The organism is Lentzea atacamensis, from assembly GCF_003269295.1.
Lineage (GTDB): Bacteria > Actinomycetota > Actinomycetes > Mycobacteriales > Pseudonocardiaceae > Lentzea > Lentzea atacamensis.
Map to the genome: position 1 here is coordinate 662,562 of NZ_QLTT01000001.1, position 20,115 is coordinate 682,676.

General features: G+C 71.1%; 19 protein-coding genes. 2 read left to right on the plus strand and 17 right to left on the minus strand.

All coding sequences use genetic code 11. The features are described from left to right. Window positions 1-29: 29 nt before the first annotated feature. The 9 genes from C8D87_RS03375 to C8D87_RS03415 are packed head-to-tail and all read right to left on the minus strand — an operon-like array spanning window position 30 to window position 7,533. Entirely contained in the window at window positions 30-701 is a 672-nt protein-coding gene (locus C8D87_RS03375; RefSeq protein ID WP_112225475.1) for an SDR family oxidoreductase, read from the minus strand. Next, the gene (gene rfaE2 / locus C8D87_RS03380) at window positions 701-1,978 is read right to left on the minus strand and encodes a D-glycero-beta-D-manno-heptose 1-phosphate adenylyltransferase (protein WP_112225476.1); all 1,278 of its coding nucleotides are present in this window, start codon (window positions 1,976-1,978) and stop codon (window positions 701-703) included. The genes C8D87_RS03375 and rfaE2 overlap by 1 nt, the downstream gene beginning before the upstream one ends. After that, window positions 1,975-2,550 carry a D-sedoheptulose-7-phosphate isomerase gene (locus C8D87_RS03385; RefSeq protein ID WP_112225477.1) on the minus strand — a complete coding sequence of 192 codons (576 nt, stop codon included), beginning with the start codon at window positions 2,548-2,550 and terminating at the stop codon, window positions 1,975-1,977. Before C8D87_RS03385 ends, rfaE2 begins: the two co-directional genes overlap by 4 nt. Beyond that, a complete protein-coding gene (locus tag C8D87_RS03390) occupies window positions 2,547-3,746 on the minus strand; it encodes a glycosyltransferase (RefSeq protein WP_112225478.1) in 1,200 nt (399 codons plus the stop codon). Before C8D87_RS03390 ends, C8D87_RS03385 begins: the two co-directional genes overlap by 4 nt. Next, window positions 3,743-4,612: a glycosyltransferase gene (locus tag C8D87_RS03395; protein ID WP_112225479.1), complete on the minus strand. Its 870-nt coding sequence runs from the start codon at window positions 4,610-4,612 to the stop codon at window positions 3,743-3,745. Before C8D87_RS03395 ends, C8D87_RS03390 begins: the two co-directional genes overlap by 4 nt. Continuing rightward, a complete protein-coding gene (locus tag C8D87_RS03400; RefSeq protein WP_112225480.1) occupies window positions 4,609-5,583 on the minus strand; it encodes a glycosyltransferase family 9 protein in 975 nt (324 codons plus the stop codon). The genes C8D87_RS03395 and C8D87_RS03400 overlap by 4 nt, the downstream gene beginning before the upstream one ends. Beyond that, window positions 5,580-6,095, minus strand: coding sequence for a D-glycero-alpha-D-manno-heptose-1,7-bisphosphate 7-phosphatase (locus C8D87_RS03405; RefSeq protein WP_112225481.1), 516 nt, complete (start codon window positions 6,093-6,095; stop codon window positions 5,580-5,582). Before C8D87_RS03405 ends, C8D87_RS03400 begins: the two co-directional genes overlap by 4 nt. Before the next feature lie 53 nt (window positions 6,096-6,148). Beyond that, entirely contained in the window at window positions 6,149-7,141 is a 993-nt protein-coding gene (locus C8D87_RS03410) for an NAD-dependent epimerase/dehydratase family protein (protein WP_112225482.1), read from the minus strand. Next, on the minus strand, window positions 7,138-7,533 hold the full coding sequence (locus C8D87_RS03415; RefSeq protein WP_112225483.1) for a ChaB family protein: 396 nt from the start codon (window positions 7,531-7,533) through the stop codon (window positions 7,138-7,140). Before C8D87_RS03415 ends, C8D87_RS03410 begins: the two co-directional genes overlap by 4 nt. Before the next feature lie 45 nt (window positions 7,534-7,578). Between C8D87_RS03415 and C8D87_RS03420 the strand changes: the two genes are divergently transcribed. Further along, window positions 7,579-8,931 carry an aldehyde dehydrogenase family protein gene (locus C8D87_RS03420; protein WP_112225484.1) on the plus strand — a complete coding sequence of 451 codons (1,353 nt, stop codon included), beginning with the start codon at window positions 7,579-7,581 and terminating at the stop codon, window positions 8,929-8,931. Here the strand turns inward: C8D87_RS03420 and C8D87_RS03425 are convergent. From C8D87_RS03425 to C8D87_RS03460, 8 genes are all read right to left on the minus strand, one after another. Beyond that, window positions 8,915-10,144 carry a UDP-glucose dehydrogenase family protein gene (locus C8D87_RS03425; RefSeq protein WP_112225485.1) on the minus strand — a complete coding sequence of 410 codons (1,230 nt, stop codon included), beginning with the start codon at window positions 10,142-10,144 and terminating at the stop codon, window positions 8,915-8,917. The genes C8D87_RS03420 and C8D87_RS03425 overlap by 17 nt on opposite strands. After that, on the minus strand, window positions 10,096-11,031 hold the full coding sequence (locus tag C8D87_RS03430) for a glycosyltransferase family 9 protein (RefSeq protein ID WP_112225486.1): 936 nt from the start codon (window positions 11,029-11,031) through the stop codon (window positions 10,096-10,098). The genes C8D87_RS03425 and C8D87_RS03430 overlap by 49 nt, the downstream gene beginning before the upstream one ends. Next, a complete protein-coding gene (locus tag C8D87_RS03435) occupies window positions 11,028-11,927 on the minus strand; it encodes a glycosyltransferase (protein ID WP_112225487.1) in 900 nt (299 codons plus the stop codon). The genes C8D87_RS03430 and C8D87_RS03435 overlap by 4 nt, the downstream gene beginning before the upstream one ends. Beyond that, the gene (locus C8D87_RS03440; protein WP_112225488.1) at window positions 11,924-13,516 is read right to left on the minus strand and encodes a carbamoyltransferase family protein; all 1,593 of its coding nucleotides are present in this window, start codon (window positions 13,514-13,516) and stop codon (window positions 11,924-11,926) included. The genes C8D87_RS03435 and C8D87_RS03440 overlap by 4 nt, the downstream gene beginning before the upstream one ends. 9 nt (window positions 13,517-13,525) lie before the next feature. After that, on the minus strand, window positions 13,526-14,443 hold the full coding sequence (locus C8D87_RS03445; RefSeq protein ID WP_112225489.1) for an NAD-dependent epimerase/dehydratase family protein: 918 nt from the start codon (window positions 14,441-14,443) through the stop codon (window positions 13,526-13,528). After that, window positions 14,433-15,566: a zinc-dependent alcohol dehydrogenase gene (locus C8D87_RS03450; RefSeq protein ID WP_112225490.1), complete on the minus strand. Its 1,134-nt coding sequence runs from the start codon at window positions 15,564-15,566 to the stop codon at window positions 14,433-14,435. Before C8D87_RS03450 ends, C8D87_RS03445 begins: the two co-directional genes overlap by 11 nt. A gap of 113 nt (window positions 15,567-15,679) precedes the next feature. Further along, on the minus strand, window positions 15,680-17,920 hold the full coding sequence (locus C8D87_RS03455; RefSeq protein WP_112225491.1) for a GH92 family glycosyl hydrolase: 2,241 nt from the start codon (window positions 17,918-17,920) through the stop codon (window positions 15,680-15,682). Further along, window positions 17,917-18,540, minus strand: a complete 624-nt coding sequence (locus C8D87_RS03460; protein ID WP_215732146.1) for a hypothetical protein — start codon at window positions 18,538-18,540, stop codon at window positions 17,917-17,919. Before C8D87_RS03460 ends, C8D87_RS03455 begins: the two co-directional genes overlap by 4 nt. A 207-nt stretch (window positions 18,541-18,747) precedes the next feature. On the opposite strand from C8D87_RS03460, the gene C8D87_RS03465 reads away from it, so the two are divergent. Next, entirely contained in the window at window positions 18,748-20,109 is a 1,362-nt protein-coding gene (locus C8D87_RS03465; protein WP_112225492.1) for a hypothetical protein, read from the plus strand. Window positions 20,110-20,115 lie beyond the last annotated feature (6 nt).

The window sequence follows — 20,115 nt, forward strand, 5'->3', positions numbered from 1 at the left end:
CACGGCGTACCCGGAAACGCCGTTTTCAATCACGGCCAGGACGGTTCCTCGCTGTGCGCGATCACGAGCTCCCTGATCTCGCAGTCGGGCGGCTGGCCGAGGGCGAACAGGATCGCGGCCGCCACCCGGTCCGGCGGGTTGAGCTTCTCCAGGTCCTTCGGCCGGTACTGCTCGGTGCGGTCGTCGAAGAAGTTCGTCCGCATCCCGCCGGGCACGACCAGCGTGACGCCGATCCGTCCCGCGGTCTCCGCGGCCAGTGCCCGCGTGAACCCGACGACGCCGAACTTCGAGGCGCAGTAGGCCGTCGCGTCGCTGACCGCCCGCAGGCCGAGCGTGGACGCGACCGTGACGACCCGCCCGTTCTCCAGGTACGGCAACGCCGCCCTGATCACAGCCGCCGTGCCGAACAGGTTGACCCGGACCACGTTCTCCCACTCCTCGGCCGGTACTTCGGCGAGAGTGCCGCACCGGTCGATGCCCGCCGCGGTGACGACACCGCTGAAGGCACCGTGCCGTTCCGCGAGTTCGTGCACGGCTGCTTCTGCCGCCCGGCCGTCCGACAGGTCGACCAGCTCGAAGTCACCCACCGACGGCGCCGACTTGTCCAGCACCAGCGGGGTTCCCCCGGTTTCGCGCACCGCGTCGGCCACGGCGGCGCCGAGCCCGCCCGCTCCTCCGGTCACCAGCACGTTGCCCAGCATCAAGCCCTCCTCGACAGGATCTCGGTCGTCGAATGACCCCGGTGGTACGGCACGACGACGGTCCGGCCGCCCCAGCGCCGCACCACCGCGGCTTCCGGCAGCAGGTCGGCGTTGTAGTCGCCGCCCTTCACCCACACGTCCGGCTTCAACCGGCCCAGCACGTGTTCGGGGGTGTCCTCACCGAACACGATCACGTCGTCCACGGATTCCAGGGCGAGCAACACCTCGATGCGCTCGTTCTGGCCGTTGACCGGCCGTCCGTCACCTTTCAAGCGCCGCACCGAGAGGTCCGAGTTGAGGCACACCACCAGACAGTCCCCCAGCGCCCGTGCCGCCGCCAGCATTCGCACGTGCCCGGGGTGCAGGACGTCGAAACACCCTCCGGTGGCGACGACGGTCCCGCCGCGCCTGCGCACCTCGTCCACTGTGGACGGCAACGGTGCCCGCAGGCCCGAAACCCCGCCGTGTGCGAGGAACTCGGCCGCAGCGGACACGGCATCGGCCACCGCGTCGTCCGGAGCGGCACCGCCGGCCAGCCGCAGGGCCGCCGTCACGGCGAACCGATCGCCCGCACCGCACGGGTCCGCCACAGGAACGGCCGGTGCGGGCACCGCGACCGGCGTCCCTCCACAGTGGAGCACCGCGCCGGCACTGCCCATCGTCACCACGACGGCTCGCGCCTTCCACTCGGCCAGCAGCCGGGCCGCTGCCTGGTCCGGATCGGCCGTGCCGCTGAACGCGGTGGCCTCCGGCAGGTTCGGGGTCGCGAGCCGCACTCCCGGCACCGGGGCCGGTCCACGCGGATGCGGGTCCCAGACCATCGGGACGCGCGTGAGCACCGAGCGCAGCCTGTCGTCGCGGAGCAGTCCTCGTCCGTAGTCCGACGCCAGCACGAAGTCCGCCGACAGCACGACGTCGAGCATGTCGTCGGTGACCTGCGGCGGCGCGGAGCCGCCACCTCTGTCCATCCGGGCCAAAGACGTGCCACCACACCGCAACCGGGTCTTCACCGGCACGGAGTCGGCGCGGCCGAACACCCCGGGAACCTCGATCAGGGGCCGCAGCCGCTCCCCCGCCTCGTCGTCGGACAGCGCGCTGACCAGCGTCACGTCCACGCCGTCCCGCGCGGCCATCGTCGCCGCCAGCGCCGCACCGCCGGCCCGCGGGTGCTCGGCGGTGACGTCCAGCACGGGGGCGGGAGCGTCCGGGCAGAGCCTGCTGACGGTTCCCTCCACGTCGACGTCGAGCAGTGCGTCTCCCACCACGACCAGCCTCACGACGCCCTCCGGTACGCCGAGGGCAACGCCGCCTCGAAGGCCTCGCACAACGCGTGCACGACCACGAGCTGCGCCTCCTGCACGTGGCAGGGATCGCCGGGCAGCGCCAGGGTGTCGTCGGCCAGCGAGGCCAGCGGGTTCGGCAACGGCCCGGTCAGCGCCCAGACGGTCGCCCCCGCCAGCCGGCCGGCGTGAGCCGCCTCCAGCAGGTTCGGGCTGCGCCCGCTGGTCGACAGCAGCACGACGATGTCGCCTGGCCGCGCGTGCGCGGTCACCTGACGCGCGAACACCTGGTCGTAGCCGTAGTCGTTGGCGATCGCCGTGACACTGGAGGTCTCTGCGCACAACGCCAGTGCGGAGAACGCGGCGCGGTCGTGCCGGTACCGCCCGACCAGCTCGGCGGTCAGGTGCTGCGCTTCCGCCGCCGATCCGCCGTTGCCGGCGGCGAGCAGCCTGCCGCCGTCGGTGAGCAGTCCGGCGAGCAACGCGCCCCAGCGGTTGATCCGCGACGCCTGCGCACGCAGACCGGTCAGCGTGTCGGCCAGTCCGGCGAGATGGCTTTCGACGGTCACCGGGCCACCGCCAAGCCCTCGTTCGAGCACACCCGGCGGTACACGAGCTCGGCACGGGCCGCGACCCCGTCCCACGTGTACCTGGCGTCCACCCGGTCCTGTCCCGCGATGCCGAAAGCCATGCGGCGCGAGCGATCCGCGAGCAGCCTGCGCAGCACCCGTCCCAGTGCCTTCGGATCACGTGGAGGGGTCAGCACGCCGGTGACGCCGTGGACCACGGTGTCGGTCAGGCCACCGACGGCAGACGCGACCACTGGTACGCCACAAGCCATCGCCTCCAACGGCACTATTCCGAACGGTTCGTACCACGGCACACACGCCACCACGTCCGCGGAACGCAGCAACGCGGGCATGTCCGTGCGCGCGACATGTCCGATGAGATGCACGCGGTCCGCAACACCGCGAGCCTCCGCGAACGCGAGCAGCCGTTGTGCCTCGGGATCGGCCTGGAGATCGGGAGGCCCGCCCGCGATCACCAGCTCGGTGTCCGGCACCAGCGCCAGCGCGGCGATCAGGTCGTCGAAACCCTTGCGCGGCACCAATCTGCCGACCGACACGATCCGGTTCGGCGGCGTCCGCGCGGCCACCGGGCCGACCGACTCGAACAGCTTCGTGTCCACCCCGCACGGCACCACCGTGATCTTGCTCCGCTTCAGCCCCATCACCATCAGCTCTTCGACCTCGTCGTCACACGTGGCCGCGATGGCGGCCACCTCCTGACCGATGAGCCGTTCCACAGCGATCCGGTTCGCGGGACTCGTGTCCCGCGCGCCCTGGTAGCGACGCTTCACCGTGCCCAGCGCGTGGTAGGTGTGCACGACCGGGACCTGGTGACGCCGCGTCGCCAGCACCGAGGCCAGACCGGACATCCAGAAGTGGCTGTGCACCACGTCCGGCCGCCACGCCTGCCAGTCGTGCATCAGAGACCGGGAGAAGTCGGTGATGTGCGGCAGCAGGTCGTCCTTCGGAATCTGCTCCGCCGGTCCCGCGGGCACGTGCACGACCTCGTAGCCGTCCGAAGTGTCGACGCGCTGCGGCAGTGCGGGAGCGTCGCGCCGGGTGTAAACCGCGATCTCATGACCACGTCGCACCAGAGCCGCCGCCAGCGCGGCCACGTGGACGTTCTGCCCTCCCACATCGGTCCCGCCCAGAGCCGCGAGCGGGCTTGCGTGCTCCGACACCATCGCGATCCTCATCCGATCACCTCCTTCAGCAGTGCGTCCCAGTTGCGCAGGAACGCATCGAGCCCGTACCTGGCCAGCACGAACTCGCGGGCCCGTTTCCCCTTCTCCTGCGCGAGATCCGGATCGGCGACCAGGTCCCGCGCGGCACTCGCCAGCTCCTCCACGTTCGTCGAGATCGCGCCCACCTCGGCGGGCACGGCCCGGACGGCCTCCGTCGACGCCAGCGCGACGACCGGCATGCCGATGTGCATCGCCTCCAGCAGCGACAACCCCAGCGAGGTCCAGCGCGCCGGGTGCACGTAGACCCGGCGGCGGGCCAGTTCCCGGTGCAGCACCGGAAGTTCGTGGTCGCCCAGACCGCCGATCTGCTCGGTTCTCATGCCGAACACGTCGATCGGCTCGAACCGCGGCAGCAGATCGGTGCCGACGATCCGGCCGCGGCGCACCGGGTCGTTGATCACCGCGGCCGCACGCGGGAGCTCGCCGGTGTAGAGCGGCCCCGGGTCGGCGACGCCGTGCTCGATCACGACGGTCCTCGTGCTGCCGCAGTCCCACATGAGATCGTTGAAGTGTGTGACGTGGACGATCGTGCCGTCCCAGCCGGCAAGCGGATGTTCCTGCGCCGGCGCGGCCGGCGTGTTGTGCTCCAGGTACACCACCGGAATCCCGACCGGCACCCGAGAGAGCTCCTCAACCCGTTGCACGATCGCGATGTCGGCGCCGGAGGCGTCCACTTCGGACAACCGGACCTCACTGGCCGCCCAGGGCCGCCCGGCGAGCCCGATGCCGTCGGGCGGGCCGGGGATCAGGTAGTCGTGACCACCTTGGACGAAGGAGTGCGTCCACGAACCGTGCACGTGCCACAGCAGAATCCTCATGCCGTCACCTCCGCCACCGCCGCGACGACCTCGGCAGGGTCGATCAGGTCGAGGCACGGGTGGCCGGGCACAGGACACTCGCGCGCCCTGGTACCGCGGCACGGCGCGTTCTGGTCGCCGAGCAGCACGTGCCTGCCGTGCGGTGCCCACCTGGCCGCCGGGACGACCGGGGAGAACAGCGACACGACCGGCGTGCCGACCGCGGCCGCGAGGTGGGCGGGCCCGGTGTTGCCGACGACGACCGCGTCGGCACCGGCCAGGACCCCGGCCAGCTCGCGGAAGCTGGTGCGCCCGCCCAGATCGGTTCCGCACGCACCCGCGACGTGCTCGGTCAGCCCGGCCTCCGCCGGTCCTCCGGTCACGACGACGCGGTACCCGGCCGCGGTCAGCGCGACCACGGCCTTCGCCCACCGGTCGGGCGACCAGGTGCGGGCGGGCGCCGTCGCACCGGGGTGCACCACCACGTACGGATGGCTCAGTTCCGTCTTCGGCGGCTCGACGACCGCGAGACGGCTGTCGGACGAGGTGAAACCGGCGGCGCGGGCGACCTCCAGCGCTCGTTCCGCTTCCGGGAGGTCCGGGTCGTCACGCAGCCGAACGTCCAGCAGCGAGCCGGCGTAGTCGACCGAGCGCGCGACGATCTTCGGCACACCCGCCAGCCGCAGCACGAGGGCCAGCGGCAACGGGCTCTGGTGGAACGACGTCAGGATCAATGCCACGTCCGCGCGAATACCGCGCAGCAACGCCGTTATCGCCTCGATGTCGAACGCGCGGACGTCCGGCGCGGGGTTCGCGATCCACGGGCACTCCCACTCGACGATCCGGGTGACGCCGGGCAGCAGTTCCGCCGCCTGCACCCCGGCGGGACCGCACAGGAAGACGACCTCGCCCGCCGCCGCGGCCGCGCGCACAGCCGGTCCGGAGAGCAGCACGTCGCCGTCGCTGTCGAGTCGTGCGATGAGCGTCCTCACCGGATCATCCCCAGCACGGCGTGCAGGTCAGGGGCGGTACGCGGCGCGCGTTCGACTTCTTCCGGCCGCGTGACGTCGGTGGGCACCAGGACGGGCACCGCACCGGCGGCAACCGCTGCGTCCACATCGGCTCCGATGTCACCCACGACGAGCGTGCGTTCCGGGCGGACGCCGAGCGCCGCACAAGCGGAAAGCACCAGGCCGGGCGCAGGTTTGCGGCACTGGCAACCGTCGTCGGGACGGTGCGGGCAGATCTGCCAGGTGCCGAACCGGCCCAGCAGCTCCTCGACCCGCGCGTTCACCGCGGCGACCTGCGCTTCGGTGAGCAGGCCGCGGCCGATGCCGGACTGGTTGCTCACCACACCGGTGCGCAGCCCGTGTGTGCGCAGGTCCCGCAGGATCTCGCGGGCGCCGGGCATGATTGTCACGCGGTTGGGGTCTCCGTTGTACGGAACGTCCCGGATGAGGGTGCCGTCCCGGTCGAACAGCACCGCCTCGAAGCCCTGGTCCATAGAGGAGATTTAGCCGCGAGAAAGCGGCTTGAAACGCTACTCCGCGAAGCGATTCACAGCACCGGGCTGGCCTGCACGTGTCTGCCTTCCCCGATGCCGCGAACCAGCGATCGAAGCGTTTCCCGCGCGTCGTGCACCGGCTTCCAGCCGAGTTCCGTCCTGGCCCTGGTCGCGTCCAGCAACGGCGCTGTCAGCCCCAGATCCACCCAACCCGGCGGTGTGGGCTGCAGGCGCAGTCGCCAGGTGACGTTCGCGAGCACGCGCAACAGCCGCGGTGGGATCGGCAGGTGCCTGCCACCGAGGAGCTCGGCGAGGACACGGGGAGTGACGACGGGCTCGGCGACGAGGTTCACCGGTCCGTGGAGACGCTGCTGGAGGATGAGTGCGATTGCCTCGGCGACGTCGTCCGAATGGACGAACTGCAGCACGAGGTCCTTCGGCAGCGGCAGGATCGGGATCCTGTGCCGGAACAGTGCTTTCGGCACGAGGCTGCCCAGGAAGTAGTCGCGGATCTCGGATCCCGCGTCGGGCTGCAGGATCAGGCCGGGCCTCGGCCGGGAGATCAGCATGCTGGTCTCGTACTGGTTCAGCATGTGTTCCACCGCGGCTTTGTGCCTGCTGTAGAACGAGGACGTCACGCCGTTGACCGGCCACGACTCGTCGACGCGGTGATCCTTGTGGGTCGGCGCGTACGCGCCGACCGACGACATGTGGACGAGGTGCGGCACGCCGGCTTCGGCCGCGGCGGTGAACACGCGCGACGATCCGGCGACGTTCGTCCGGTACAGCTGGCGCTCGTCGCGGGACGGCTGGATGAGCCAGGCGAGGTGGACCACCGCGTCGGCGTTTTCGAAGGCGATGCCGAGCAGCTCCTCCGCGCCGGGCTGACCGATGTCGACCGGCGTCCAGTCGAGGCCCTGGTAGGGCGGCGCGTCCGACGGTGGGCGGCGGGAGATGCCGTGAACCCGCACGTCCGGCTCTTCCGCGAGCCTGCGCAGCAGCGCGGTGCCGACGTTGCCGGTGGCCCCCGTGACGACGACCTTCACGATCGTGCCCGCGCGGTCTCGCGGTTGTTCGCCTTCTCGATGGCGTCGACGAGCTCGTCCTTCGTCATCTGCGACCGGCCCTCGATCTTCAGCCGCTTCGCGATGTCGTAGAGGTGCTGCTTGCTGGCGTTCGCGTCCACGCCACCGGCCGTCTCGCCCCGGGCCGGTGTGCTGCGCTCCGCCTGTGCGTCGGACGGCCCCTTCTCGGCCTTGGCCTCCCAGTGGTCGCCGACCTTCTCGAAGCTGTGCTTCAGCGCCGAGAAGGCGGTGCGGTGCGCCCGTTCGCCCTCGCCGTACGTCTCAACGGCGGAATCGTGCGCCTTGATCCACGTCCGCTGTGCCTTCTTCGACGAACGTGCCACCGTGCTGGGCAGTTCCTCGCGTCCGGGCATGGCTCCTCCAAGGTTTCGACCTGCGCCAACGGGTACCCGCGAGCCATGACCGCCATGCACGCCATTGATGTCCACAGTCCCCTCGACGACCAACTGGTCGGCTGGCTGCCGGCCGCACGGGAGGACGACGTGACCGCCGCGCTGGCGGCGGCTCGCACCGCCTGGCCGCAATGGGCGGCGACGCCCGCGGCGGAACGCGGAGCGGTGGTCCGGGCGGCCGCCGCCGCGGTGCGGGAACGGGCGAACGACCTCGCGACCGTGATCGAGACCGAGACCGGGCGGCCGTTCGCGTCGGCTCGTGAGGGTGTGCTGGCCGGTGCCGGGACGCTGGAGCAGTACGCCGAGCTCGGTCCAGTCCATCGTGGACGGTCGCTGCTCGGCTCTGCCGTCGACTTCATGGTTCCCGAACCACGCGGAGTCGTCGTGGCCCTCACGCCCTGGAACGACCCGATCGCGGTCGCGTGCGGTCTGCTCGGAGCCGCCCTGGTGACCGGGAACGTCGTGGTGCACAAGCCGAGTGAACGCAGCCCGCACACCGGTTTGCTGCTGGCCACCGTCCTGCGGCCGTGCTTCCCCGACGGCGTGCTGCAGACGCTGGTCGGCGACGGAGAGGTGGGTGCAGCTCTGGTGCGTTCGTCCGACGTCGACGTGGTCGCCCATGTCGGCAGCACCGCCACCGGTCGCGCGATCGCGCAGGTCTCCTCGGCGAAGCTGTTGCTGGAGAACGGGGGCAACGACCCGTTGCTCGTCGACGACGACGTGGACCCGTCGTGGGCGGCGGGACAGGCTGCTCTGGGTGCCTTCACCAACGCGGGCCAGCTGTGCACGTCCGTCGAACGCATCTACCTGCACAAGACGATCGCCGCGCCGTTCCTGGAAGCCCTGTGCGCCAAGGCCCGCGCGTGGAACGAGAAGCCGCAGCCGCTGGTCGACACCCGGCACCGCGAGTTCGTGCACTCGCAGGTGACCGACGCGGTGGGTTCAGGCGCCTCCGCGCTGGTCGGCGGCTCGATTCCGGAGGGCCGCGGCGCCTACTACCCCGCGACCGTGCTGGCCGACTGCTCGTCGGCGATGCGGATCATGTGTGAGGAGACGTTCGGCCCGGTCGCGCCCGTACAGCTGGTGTCGTCGTTCGACGAGGGCCTGGCCGAGGCGTGTTCCGGTGACTACGGCCTGGCCGCGACCGTGCTGACCAGCTCGATGGAACACGCCCAGCGCGCCTGGCGCGCCCTTCCCGTCGGCACGGTGAAGGTCAACGCGGTGTTCGGTGGTGCCCCCGGAGGTGCCGCACAGCCGCGCGGCGCGTCCGGCACCGGTTTCGGTTACGGCCCTGAGCTTCTGGACGAGATGACCACGACCAAGGTGGTCCACCTCGGCGTTCCTAACGTCCGGTCCTGATCAGCCGGAAGCCTGCTTCCCGGACCTTGTCCCCCGGCACCACGTTGCGGGTGTCGTAGAGGCGCGGGTCCGCCATCCGCTCGGCCAGCTCCGGCCAGTCCAGCTCGGCGAACTCCGGCCACTCCGTCAGCACCACCAGCATGTCCGCGCCGGCTGCCACATCTGCCGCGCGGTGGGCGATCCTCATGTTCGGCCGGTCCTCGTGGACGCACGGATCGAAGGCCGTGAGCTCGGCACCTTCCTGCACCAGCAGCCGGGCGACCACGAGCGCGGGTGAGTCGCGCAGGTCGTTCGTGCCGGCCTTGAACGTGAGCCCGAGCAGCCCGATCCTGGCGCCGTCGAGCGTCCTGAGCTCCTCGCGGATCCGGTCGGCGACCCGGTGGGGCTGGTGGCGGTTGGTGCTGACGGCCGCTTCGAGGGTGGCGAAGTCGACTCCCGCGGCCCTCGCGGTGGCGAGGAGGGCGAGGGTGTCCTTGGGCAGACAGGATCCGCCCCACCCCGGGCCCGGCTGCAGGCACGACGCCCCGATCCGGTCGTCGAGCCGCATGCCCTCGGTGACGCCGTCGATGTCGGCGTCGACGTGCTCGCACAACTCCGCCAACGTGTTGACGTACGACAGCTTCAGCGCCAGAAAGCAGTTGCTCGCGTACTTCACCAGCTCGGCGCTCGTGTTGTCGGTGAGCACCGTCGGTGCCTTGGTCGGCGCGTACAACGCGGCCACCTCGTGGGCCTGCCGCTCGTCCTGCGCACCGACCACGATCCGTTGCGGGCGCAGGAAGTCCTCGACGGCATGGCCTTCCCTGAGGAACTCCGGGTTGGACACGACACCGGGGTGCTTGGCCGCGGTCCCGACCGGGACCGTCGACTTCAGCACCACGCGGGTCGTCGGCGGAGCCTCGCTCAGCACCTGGTCGACCGCCGACAGGTCGGCCGCGCCGTCGGGCCCGGTCGGTGTCGGCACGCAGACGAAGGCGAAGTCCACGTCCGACAGGGCTCGCGCGTTGTCCGTGACGAACTCGAGCCGCTCGCGGTTGTCCTCGACCAGCTCGCGCAGTCCCGGTTCGTGCAGGGTGATCTCACCGGCGTTGAGCGCCTCGATCTTGGCCGTGTCCGCGTCCGCGCAGATCACCCGGTGCCCGAGGTGCGCGAAGCACGCGGCCGTGGTCAGACCGACGTAGCCCGCGCCGACGACACCGATTCGCTTCGCTCGCACAGCACACCTCCTACCGCGTCCAGCACTTCCTCGACCGTGATCTTGAGCAGGCCCGGCGACGGGTCGTCGGCGAACGTGTCACCCGGCTCGCCGTGCCAGAGCACCCGGTGCGGGCCGCGCAGGGGACCCCAGAGCTGGGGTGAGACGGGGCCGAACAGCAGGACCGACGGCGTGCCGTAGGCGGTGGCGACGTGGGCCACGCCGGTGTCGCCGCAGATGACCAGGCGGGCGGTGGCGACGAGGTCCATGAGCTCTGCGAGGCTGCCGGACACCGGGTCGGCGACGATGCGACGGGCCAGATCCCCCTCGCCCGGCCCGGCGGTCACGACGAGGGCGAGCGGGTCTGGTGACGCCTCCGCCCTCAACTCCCTGGCAACGGCCGCGTATCTGTCGACCGGCCACCTCCTGGCACCGGTGCTGGCACCCGGATGAATCACGATCCGGCCGGTCCGGTGGCCGACGGGGTGCAGCCTGAAGTCCTCCGGATCACACCTGATCCCGTTCCGTTGCAACAGATCGCACCACTTCAGAATCTCGTGCCGTTCACCCGGCCACGCGGAGACGGCCATCCGGGTCTCACCGCTCCGCGCCCCGTCCCCGTACGTGATCAGGGCGCGCGGCTTCGTCGCCAGCAGCCGGTCGATGCTTTGCGGCCCTTTGCCGTGCAGGTTCACCGCGAGGTCCGGCCGCTCGAACCCGATCGGCGCCAGCTCCTCCGTCGGCAGCAGCCGGTCCACCGCCTCGATCCGCTCCACCGCGTCGCGCAGCCACTCCGGAGCCGCCAGCGTGATCTCCGCGCGCGGGAAGGCCGCCCGCAGTCCCCTGAGCGCCGGCACGGCCGTCAACAGGTCACCCAGGCCGAGTGCTCTCAACACCAGGATCTTCATGCTCTCACCCGCCGGTACCGCACCTCGCCGAGCAGCCGGTGCGCACAGGCGGCCGGCGGGATGAGGGCGCTGGTCACCACCATCCGCACGATCTCGTCCGGCGTCCGCGGCCCGGGAGCGATCCGGACCGCCGCGAACCATCCGGTCAGCGCGGCCCACACCACGCCCAGTGCCGCCGCCGGACGCCGCCACCCGAAGAGTCCACAGAGGACAGATCCGGCCCCGGCCACCGTGGCCGCCACGTGCGACCGCAGCCGTCCTCGCTGCCCGCCGATCCGGGACCGCCAGCGTGAGCCCACCAACCGCCGCATCAACGCGTCGTCGGCGTTGCCACGCTGCTGGTCCACACTCGTCAGGAACGTCGCGGGCTTGACGGGGTGGGTCGTCACCCGCCTGCCCCGCACGATCCGGTAGCCGAGGGACTGCACGCGCAATGCCAGCTCGGCGTCCTCGCGGTAGGCACGCCGGAACCGTTCGTCGAAGCCGCCCGCAAGCGCCAGCGCCTCGCGCCTGTACGCCATGTCGGCGGTGATCCAGCGGGCGGTGGCCAGACCGGCCGTGCCGCGTTCGGCGTCGGTCGGGCGCCGGTCATCGGGTAGCGGCACGACGATCCTGGCCTGGCTCGCGCCCACGTCGTCCGGCAGGTCCGCCAGGTCCGCGCACAGCTGCGCTTTCCAGTCGGGCGGGATCACCACGTCGTCGTCGAGGAACGCCACCCAGTCGCCACGGGCCTCGCGCCAGCCGGTGTTGCGCGCGGCTGCCGGACCCAGACCGGACTCGCTGTCGTCGACCACGATGATCTCGCACGGTTCCGGACCCGAGCCCTCGACCAGCGCGTCCAGCAGGTCGTTGAGGTTCGGGCGGCCCACGGTCGGAATCACGACGGAGTAGTTCATCGGCGCACCACGTACGGTCCGATGGCGAGCAGGTCGATCGGGGACGAGCCGAAGCACTCCAGTGCGTCGCGCGGGCTGTCGACCATGGGGCGGCCCGCCGTGTTGAGGCTCGTGTTCACCACGACCGGGACACCGGTCCGCGCGTCGAACTCGCGCAGCATGCGTTCGAGCAGCGGGTCGCCGGCCACGGTCTGCGCACGTGCGGTGCCGTCCACGTGCACCACCGCCGGGATCCGATCAGTCCACTCCGGACGGACGTCGTGCACGAAGAGCATGTAGGGGCTGGGAAGCGGACCGCGGGTGAACACCTCGGCCGCCCGCTCGGCCAGCACCATCGGGGCCACCGGGCGGAACTGCTCGCGGCCCTTGACGTCGTTCAGCCGGGTCAGGTTCTCGGCGAAGCACGGGTTCGCGAACAGCGACCGGCGGCCGAGCGCGCGCGGGCCGTACTCGCTGCGCCCCTGGAACCACGCCACGATCTTGTTCGCGGCCAGTGCCTCCGCCACCTCCACCGCGACGTCCGCGGGCTTCGAGAACGGCACCGCGGCCGTGCGCAGCACCGACTCGATCTCGTCGTCCGAGAAGCCGCGGCCGAGGTCGGCACCGGGCATCGCCGACACGCGGTCCGACACGTGCAACGCCGCGCCGAGAGCCGTTCCGGCGTCCCCCGCCGCCGGCTGGACCCAGACCTCGTCGAACGGTCCCTCGGCGAAGATCCGGGTGTTGGCCACGCAGTTCAGCGCGACCCCGCCGGCCATCGTCAGGCGGCGTTCACCGGTGCGGTCGTGCAGCCACCGCACCAGCTCCAGCAGCACCTCCTCCAGCCGCACCTGCACGCTCGCCGCCAGTTCGGCGTGCTCCTGGGTGATCTCCTCGTCCTTCGCGCGCTGCTTGGCCAGGGCGTTCCAGTCGAGCGGCCGGATCTCGAAGCCGCCGTCGCGCACCAGCACGTGCTCGCGCATCAGGTCGAGGTGCACCGGCTTCGCGTGGGAGGCCAGTGCCATGACCTTGTACTCGTCACTGGATCGCAGAAAGCCCAGGTGTTCGGTCAGTTCCTCGTACATCAGCCCCAGCGAGTGCGGCAGCCGTTGCGACGCGAAGGTGGTCAGCGCCCCGTCGACGTAGCGTCCGGCGAGGTGGGAGCCGCACTCGCCGCGACCGTCCGCGACCAGCACCGCGCAGTTCCCGTCGAACGGCGCGGCGAGGCCGGTGGACGCGGCGTGGGCGACGTGGTGCGGCACGAACCTCACGATGTCGGGGTCGAGGCCCGGCAACGAGGTCGCCAGGAACTGCGGCGCCTTGCGGGCATAGGTCGTGCGCAAGTCCTCCCACGGCGCGTACTCCGCGTCCACCAGTGACGGGTCGTACGAGTACGCCACGGCGTCGAGGTCGGCGGCGCTGAGCCCGGCCTGGTAAAGGCACCAGCGCGCTGAGAGCTCCGGCTGCTCCCACGCCGAGAACGGCACGGGGCGTTTGCCGTGCTTGCGGCGGGAGAACCGTTCTTCTTCCGCTGCCGCGACAATCGAACCGTCGACCACCAGTGCTGCGGCCGGGTCGTGGAACACCGCGTTGATCCCGAGAACTCGCATGAAGGGCGGCTACCCGGCGAATGTCCGGGCAAACGAGCGAAGTCCTTCCTCCAGCGGAACCGTCGGCTGCCAGTGCAACACCTCTCGCGCGAGGCTGATGTCCGGCCGCCGCCGCCGCGGGTCGTCCGTCATCGACTCGACGTGCCGGACCACCGAGGAACTGCCGGTCACCTCGATCGTCTTGCGGGCGACGTCCAGCACGGTGACCTCGGTGGGGTTGCCGAGGTTGATCGGACCGGGGTGGCCGCTGCGGGCCATCGCGAGCAATCCGCGCACCAGATCGTCCACGTAGCACAACGATCTGGTCTGCAGGCCGTCGCCGTGCACCGTCAGCGGCTCACCGGCCAGGGCCTGTCTCAGGAAGGTCGGGATCATCCGCCCGTCGTGCGCACGCATCCGGGGACCGTAGGTGTTGAAGATCCGCACGATCCCCGCGTCGACGCCGTGTTCCGCCCGGAACGCCGTGGTCATGGCCTCGCCGAACCGCTTCGCCTCGTCGTAGACGCTGCGCGGCCCGATCGGGTTCACGTGCCCCCAGTACGACTCCCGCTGCGGGTGCTCCTCCGGGTCGCCGTACACCTCGCTGGTGGACGCGACGACCACGCGAGCGCCCTTGCGGCGGGCCAGCTCCAGCACGTGGTACGTGCCGAACCCACCGGCCCGCAACGTGTCCACCGGCATCCGCAGGTAGTCGGCCGGCGAGGCCGGGCACGCCAGGTGCAGGATCAGGTCGACGGGTCCGAGCAGGTCGAGCGGGCGGGACACGTCGGCGGTGACGACTCCCACGCCGTCCGGCACGTTGCCGCGTGAGCCGGTGCGGAAGTCGTCGACGCACACGACCTGTGCGCCGCCGGCCAGCAGCGCCTCGCAGACGTGCGAGCCGAGGAAGCCTGCGCCACCGGTGACGACGACCCGCTCAGGCGACATCGAGCACCGTCTTCAGCCAGCCGTCCTCGCGCAGGTCGAACGACCGGTAGGCGTCGATCGCGGACGTGGGCTTCTCGTGCCGGGTGATGAACGCGGTCGGGTCCATCGAGCCGGTCAGCACCATGTTCAGCAGGCGCGGCAGGTAGCGGCGGTGGTTGCAGTTGCCCATGCGCAGCGTCAGGTTCTTGTTCATCGCCTGGCCGATCGGGAAGTCGTCGAAGCCCGGCGGGTAGACACCGATGATGCCGATGGAGCCCGCCTTCGCGGCCAGCTCGACCGCCCAGTCCAGCGCGAGCCGCGGCGCGTCGCCGGGTTTCCACTGTTCGGAAGTCCGTTCGCCCGGCTGCTCCGCGTCGACACCGACCGCCTCGATCACGCGGTCGGGGCCGATCCCGCCGGTGAGCTCCCGGACGATCTCGACGGGGTCCTCCTCGTTGAAGTTCACGGTCTCGGCGTTCTGCGCGCGGGCCTTGTCCAGCCTCGACGCGATCCCGTCCACGACGATCACCCGTCCGGCACCCTGCCGCTTCGCCGACGCGATCGCGAACTGCCCGACCACGCCCGCACCCAGGACGAGCACGGTGTCGCCGGAGCCGACCTCGGCGAGCCTGGCGCCGAACCACGCGGTCGGGAAGATGTCCGACAGCAGGATCGCCTGGTCGTCGCTGACCCCGTCCGGCACCCGCACCAGCGTCGTCATCGCGTGCGGAATCCGCGCGAACTCGGCCTGCAGGCCGTTGATCGGACCGGTCGGCCTCGGTCCGCCGAAGAAGCAGGTCCCGGCCGCGGGCCCGTTCGGGTTCGCGGTGTCGCATTGGGCGAAGTACCCCGCACGACAGTACGAGCAGGTGCCGCAGCCGATCGTCGACGTCACCACGACGCGGTCGCCGGGGGTGAACCCGCGGACCGCGGAGCCGACCTCCTCGACGACACCGACCGCCTCGTGGCCGAGCACCGTGCCCTCGACCATGTCCGGCATGGTGCCGCGCTCCATGTGCAGGTCGGTGCCGCAGATGGCGCTGCGGGTGATCCGGATGACCGCGTCCGTCGGCTCCTGCACGCGCGGGTCGTCCACCTCGTCCAGGCGGATGTCTCCCACGTCGTGCCACACGACAGCCTTCACGTCTCTTCTCCTCCCGTTTCTCGGCTGGTTCCCCACTGCGGGCAGCGCAAACACGGACAAAACGGGCGAAGAGGCGGCGTGCGTGTTGTGCAGGCTGTGCTGGTTGCAGGTGCTCAGCGCGTCGCGGTGCTGACCCTGAGCACTCCACCGCGCTGCACGAACTGCTCGGGCAGCCACGGAGTCGTTTGCCTGCGGCCGTTCCACCTGATGTCGTCGACGTGGATGCCCGGCGCGCCCGGCGCGAGGATCGTGATGCCGCGCTGGGCGATGCGGGCCTTCGGGAACATCGGGCTGGACACGTGCAGTTCCGCGCTGCTCGGCGTCCTCGGGTACAGGCCCAGCGCGGCGAAGACGTACCAGGCGGACATCGTGCCGAGGTCGTCGTTGCCCGGCAGGCCGTTCGGGCCGGTGCGGTAGACCAGCTTCGCCATGGCCCGCACGGTCTCCTGGGTCTGGTGCGGGCGGCCGAGCTCGTTGTAGAGCCACGGGGTGTGGATGCCCGGCTCGTTCGTCGGGTCGTACCGCAGCGGGTCGCCGCCGGTCGCCCACGAGCCGTCCGGGCGGTGGAAGAAGGCGTCGAGCCTGGCGGCGGCGATGTCCTTGCCGCCCATGGCTTCCGCGAGGCCCTGGGCGTCGTGCGGCACCATCCACGTGTAGGTGGCGCTGCTGCCCTGTGCGAAGCCCTGGTCCGAGGCGGGGTTGAACGGGGTCACCCAGCTGCCGTCCGCCCTGCGCGCCTGCTGGTGGCCGGTTGCCGGGTTGAACGTGTTGCGCCACCAGCCGGCGCGTTTCCGCAGCTCCTCGCTCGGGAGACCGAGACGGGCGGCCAGGTCGGCCAGCGCGTGGTCGGCAACCGCGTCTTCGAGCGTCTCGGCGGCGCCGCCCCAGCAGTGGCAGGTGTCGTGCGGCGCGTAGCCGAGGCGGAGGTGCTCGGCGAGGTTCGGGCGCTGGCCCTCGCACTGGCCGGGGCATCCCTTGTCCGACAGGCCGTCCGGGTGCGGGACGGTCGCCTGGTGCAGCAACGAGTCGTAGGCCGCCCGCACGTCGAAGTCCGTGGCGCCCATGGCGTACATGCCCGCGATGGCCGGGGCGGACGGATCGCCGGTCATGACGTGCGTCGGGCCGGTGATGTGCACCCAGCGGTCCCACACGCCGCCGTTCTTGCGGGCGATGTCCAGCAGGGACTGGGCGTACGTGCTCGCGACGCCGGGTGCGAGCAACGCCAGGAGCTGGGTCTGGGCGCGGTACTGGTCCCAGCCGGAGAAGTTGCCGTACCGCAGCTCGCGACCGGCGTCACTGATCACGTTGGGCTGCAGGAACGTGTGGTAGAGCGCGGTGTAGAAGATCGTGCGCTCGTCGGCGGTGCCGCCGTCGACCTCCACCGCGCGGAGCTGCTTCGCCCAGGCCTTCCTGGCTTCCTCCGCGATCTGCGCGACGGTCGCACGCTTCGGGATCTCCGCCGCCAGGTTGCGTTCGGCGGCTTCCGCGCTGGTGTAGGAGATGCCGACCCGCGTGGTCACCTTGTTGTCCGCAAAGGACACGTAGCCGCCGGACCCCTTGCCCGCGCGGGCGTTTCCGGTCAGGTAGCCTTCGCCGCCGCTTGCGGTCGTCGTGCCCGGCCTCAGCTCGCTGTTGACCCACGTGCCGTACGCGGCGATCGGGCGGTCGAAGCTCGCCGTGAAGTACAAGCGGTAGTAGGTCTTCTGGTTGTTCACGCCGCCGTTGGCGCGCCTGCCGCAGAACGCGCCGGTCAAGACCGAGCCCGAGACCGTGTTGGCCACCGGGTCGATGGTGACCTCGGCGTCCTCGCTGCCGTTGAGCGAGTTCGACACGCGGAAGAGCAGCGAACCCTCTGCCGGGAACGTGAACTCACCGATGCCCGCGCGGGTGGTCACCGACAGATCCGCTGTGGCGCCGGACTTCAGGCCCACCCGGTAGCGGCCCGGTTCGGCGATCTCGTCGGCGTGCGTGAAGTCGCTGGCGTAGACCTGGTCCCCGGTGTCGGCCGTCGGTGACGACGTGATCGCGCCGGCGTGCGGCATGATCGGCACGTCCCCGGCCGCGCCGGGATGGCAGCCGGCGCCGTTGACGTGGGTGAGGCTGAAGCCGCGGACTCTCGTGACGTCGTAGGCGTACCCGTTGGCGGCGCCCGTGTTCGTCTGGTCGCCTCGGGTCGAGGTCGGGCTCCACGAGATCATGCCGAACGGCCGCACGGCGCCCGGATAGGTGTTACCGCCTCCCGCCGAGCCGATCAACGGGTCGACGTAGCGCGTGTCGTCCCTGACCGCCGCGCTCACGGGAGTCACCAGCGCGGCCGTCAGGACGAGGCTCAAGCCTGCAGAGAGCGCTCTCACGCTCGGACCCTACCGGTTTCACAGTAAACGCAGGGTGGCCGATAGCCGTCGATCCGCAGGCTCCGGAACTCCAGGTCGTTCGGCGTCTTGCCGACGAAGACCAGCCCGCGGGCGTCGTCGAGCGCCTCGCTCAGCGGATAGGCCGGCTTGCCGAGCTCCGGCAGGGTCGTCCAGTTCTTCTCGTTGAAGCTGAAGAACTTCTTCACCAGCTCGCCGCGGGTCGACGGGATCTTGGTGACCCACTTGTCGCCGCCGCTCCAGTGCGACGCCGGGCGCAGCTGGACGTGGAGGTCGTCGGTCGCGCGGTAGGTCATCCAGAACCCGCGCGAGTGCGTGAGGTCGGCCTGGGCCTCGAACTTGTTGCCGAGCCACACGACCATGACGTGCCAGTCGTCGGCGAGGAACTTGATCTTCGCCGTGTAGTCGTGCCGGTTCCCGGGCACGAGGATGCTGCCGGTCGCGGGCTCGGTGGCACCTTCGCCGCTGGCGAGCCACTGTTGCAGCCGGTCGATGGACGGGGTGGCACACTCTCCGCCGTGTGCGGCGTTGGCGGTCGCCGTGGAGCCGAGCGTGAACAGCGCGATCACCGTGATGCGGCCGAGCGTCGAATTCAAGCGCATCTCGCCGACCGTAGCGGAAATTGGTTGAACCATTCTCCGTTCACGGTTGACCGCATCAACCTGGACAGCGGATTGTGAGGGCACGTCACGACGGCTCACAGTTGCGGCGTGCGCCCTGCCAGATGGCTTGGATTCATAAGTGTCGTAACGATTTTCTGCGCCCAGCTGACGTCTCCGGCCACCGCCACGCGCGACTGCCCAGCCGTCGTGGACGACCGCAGGTTTCCCTCGGCGGCCACCCTGCGAGACCTGAACGCCCAGGTAGCCGGGTTCGGCGTGCGGGCCACCGGCAGCCCGGCGCACCACCGGCTCGTCTCCTGGCTGGAACGCCAGGTCTCCCGCCTCCCCGGCATGTCGGTGCGTTCGGAACGATTCCCCGTCCACCGCTGGCAACCACGCCCCGGCTTCCTCCTGTCCGGCGGCGTGGTGCCCGTCGCCGCCCCGATCCCCTACTCCGCCCCGGGCCTGCGCTCCGGCGAGCTGATCCACCTGCCCACCGCCGAGCCCATCACCGCCGCCAACGCCCGCGGCAAGGTGGTCCTGCGCGACTTCCCCGCCGTGGACCGCGGCTATCACGCCGAACCCCAGCTGCACCGCGACATGATCGACGCGGGCCTGGCCGCAGCCGCGGGCGTCATCGTCGCTCTTCCGTTCCCGCACGAGCAGGCCCGCGGCTACTGGGACCCCCACACCGGCACGCACTACCGCGTGCCGGGCGTGTTCGTCGGCTCCGACGCGGCCCTGAAACTCAAAGCAGGCACCCGCACGACCATCGGCGTCCTGGCCGGCCGCGCCCCCGCCGTGACACGCTCACTCATCGCGACGCTGCCCGGCCAGAGCCGCGAACGCATCGTCATCGACACCAACACCGACGGCGTCGGCTGGGTGCAGGAGAACGGAACCGTCGCCCTGCTCGCCCTCGCCGAGCACTTCGCCCGTCTCCCACCGCGCTGCCGCCCGCGCACCCTGGAGTTCGTCTTCGCCACCGGCCACCTGCACCGCCCCGCCGAGGGCAGCGAGTTCCGCGCCCGCGCGCTCGACGCCGAGTACGACTCGGGGTCCGTCGCGTTCGCGTTCGTCCTCGAACACCTCGGCACACGGGAGTTCCTGCCCAGCGCGGGTTCCCTGCGGCCGACAGGAGCAGCGGAGCTGTCGGGCTGGTTCGCGGGCAGTCCCGTGCTCGCGCGAACAGCCGCAACAGCGTTGGCCGGACGGCAGGTCGACCGCACCTTCGTGTTGCCCGGCATCGACGTTCCGGTGCCGGGCAGGGCGCCGCCGCAGTGCTCGTTCGGCGGCATCGGCACGCACTTCCACTCGCACCTGGTGCCTGCGATGGCGATGATCTCCGGACCGTGGACGCTCTGGGCGCCCTCGTTCGGCGCCGAAGCCGTCGATCACGAGCGGATGCGGCGCCAGACCCTGGCCGCGGGCGACGCCGTGCTGGCGCTCGGGCCGGTACCGCGCGAGCAGATCGCCGGGCCGTACCTCGACCTCCGCCGGGCTCGGGCGGCAGGCGCGGCGACCTGTTCGCACGACCTGCCACCCGAGTGGGCGCCGGGCCCGCCCTGAGCACAG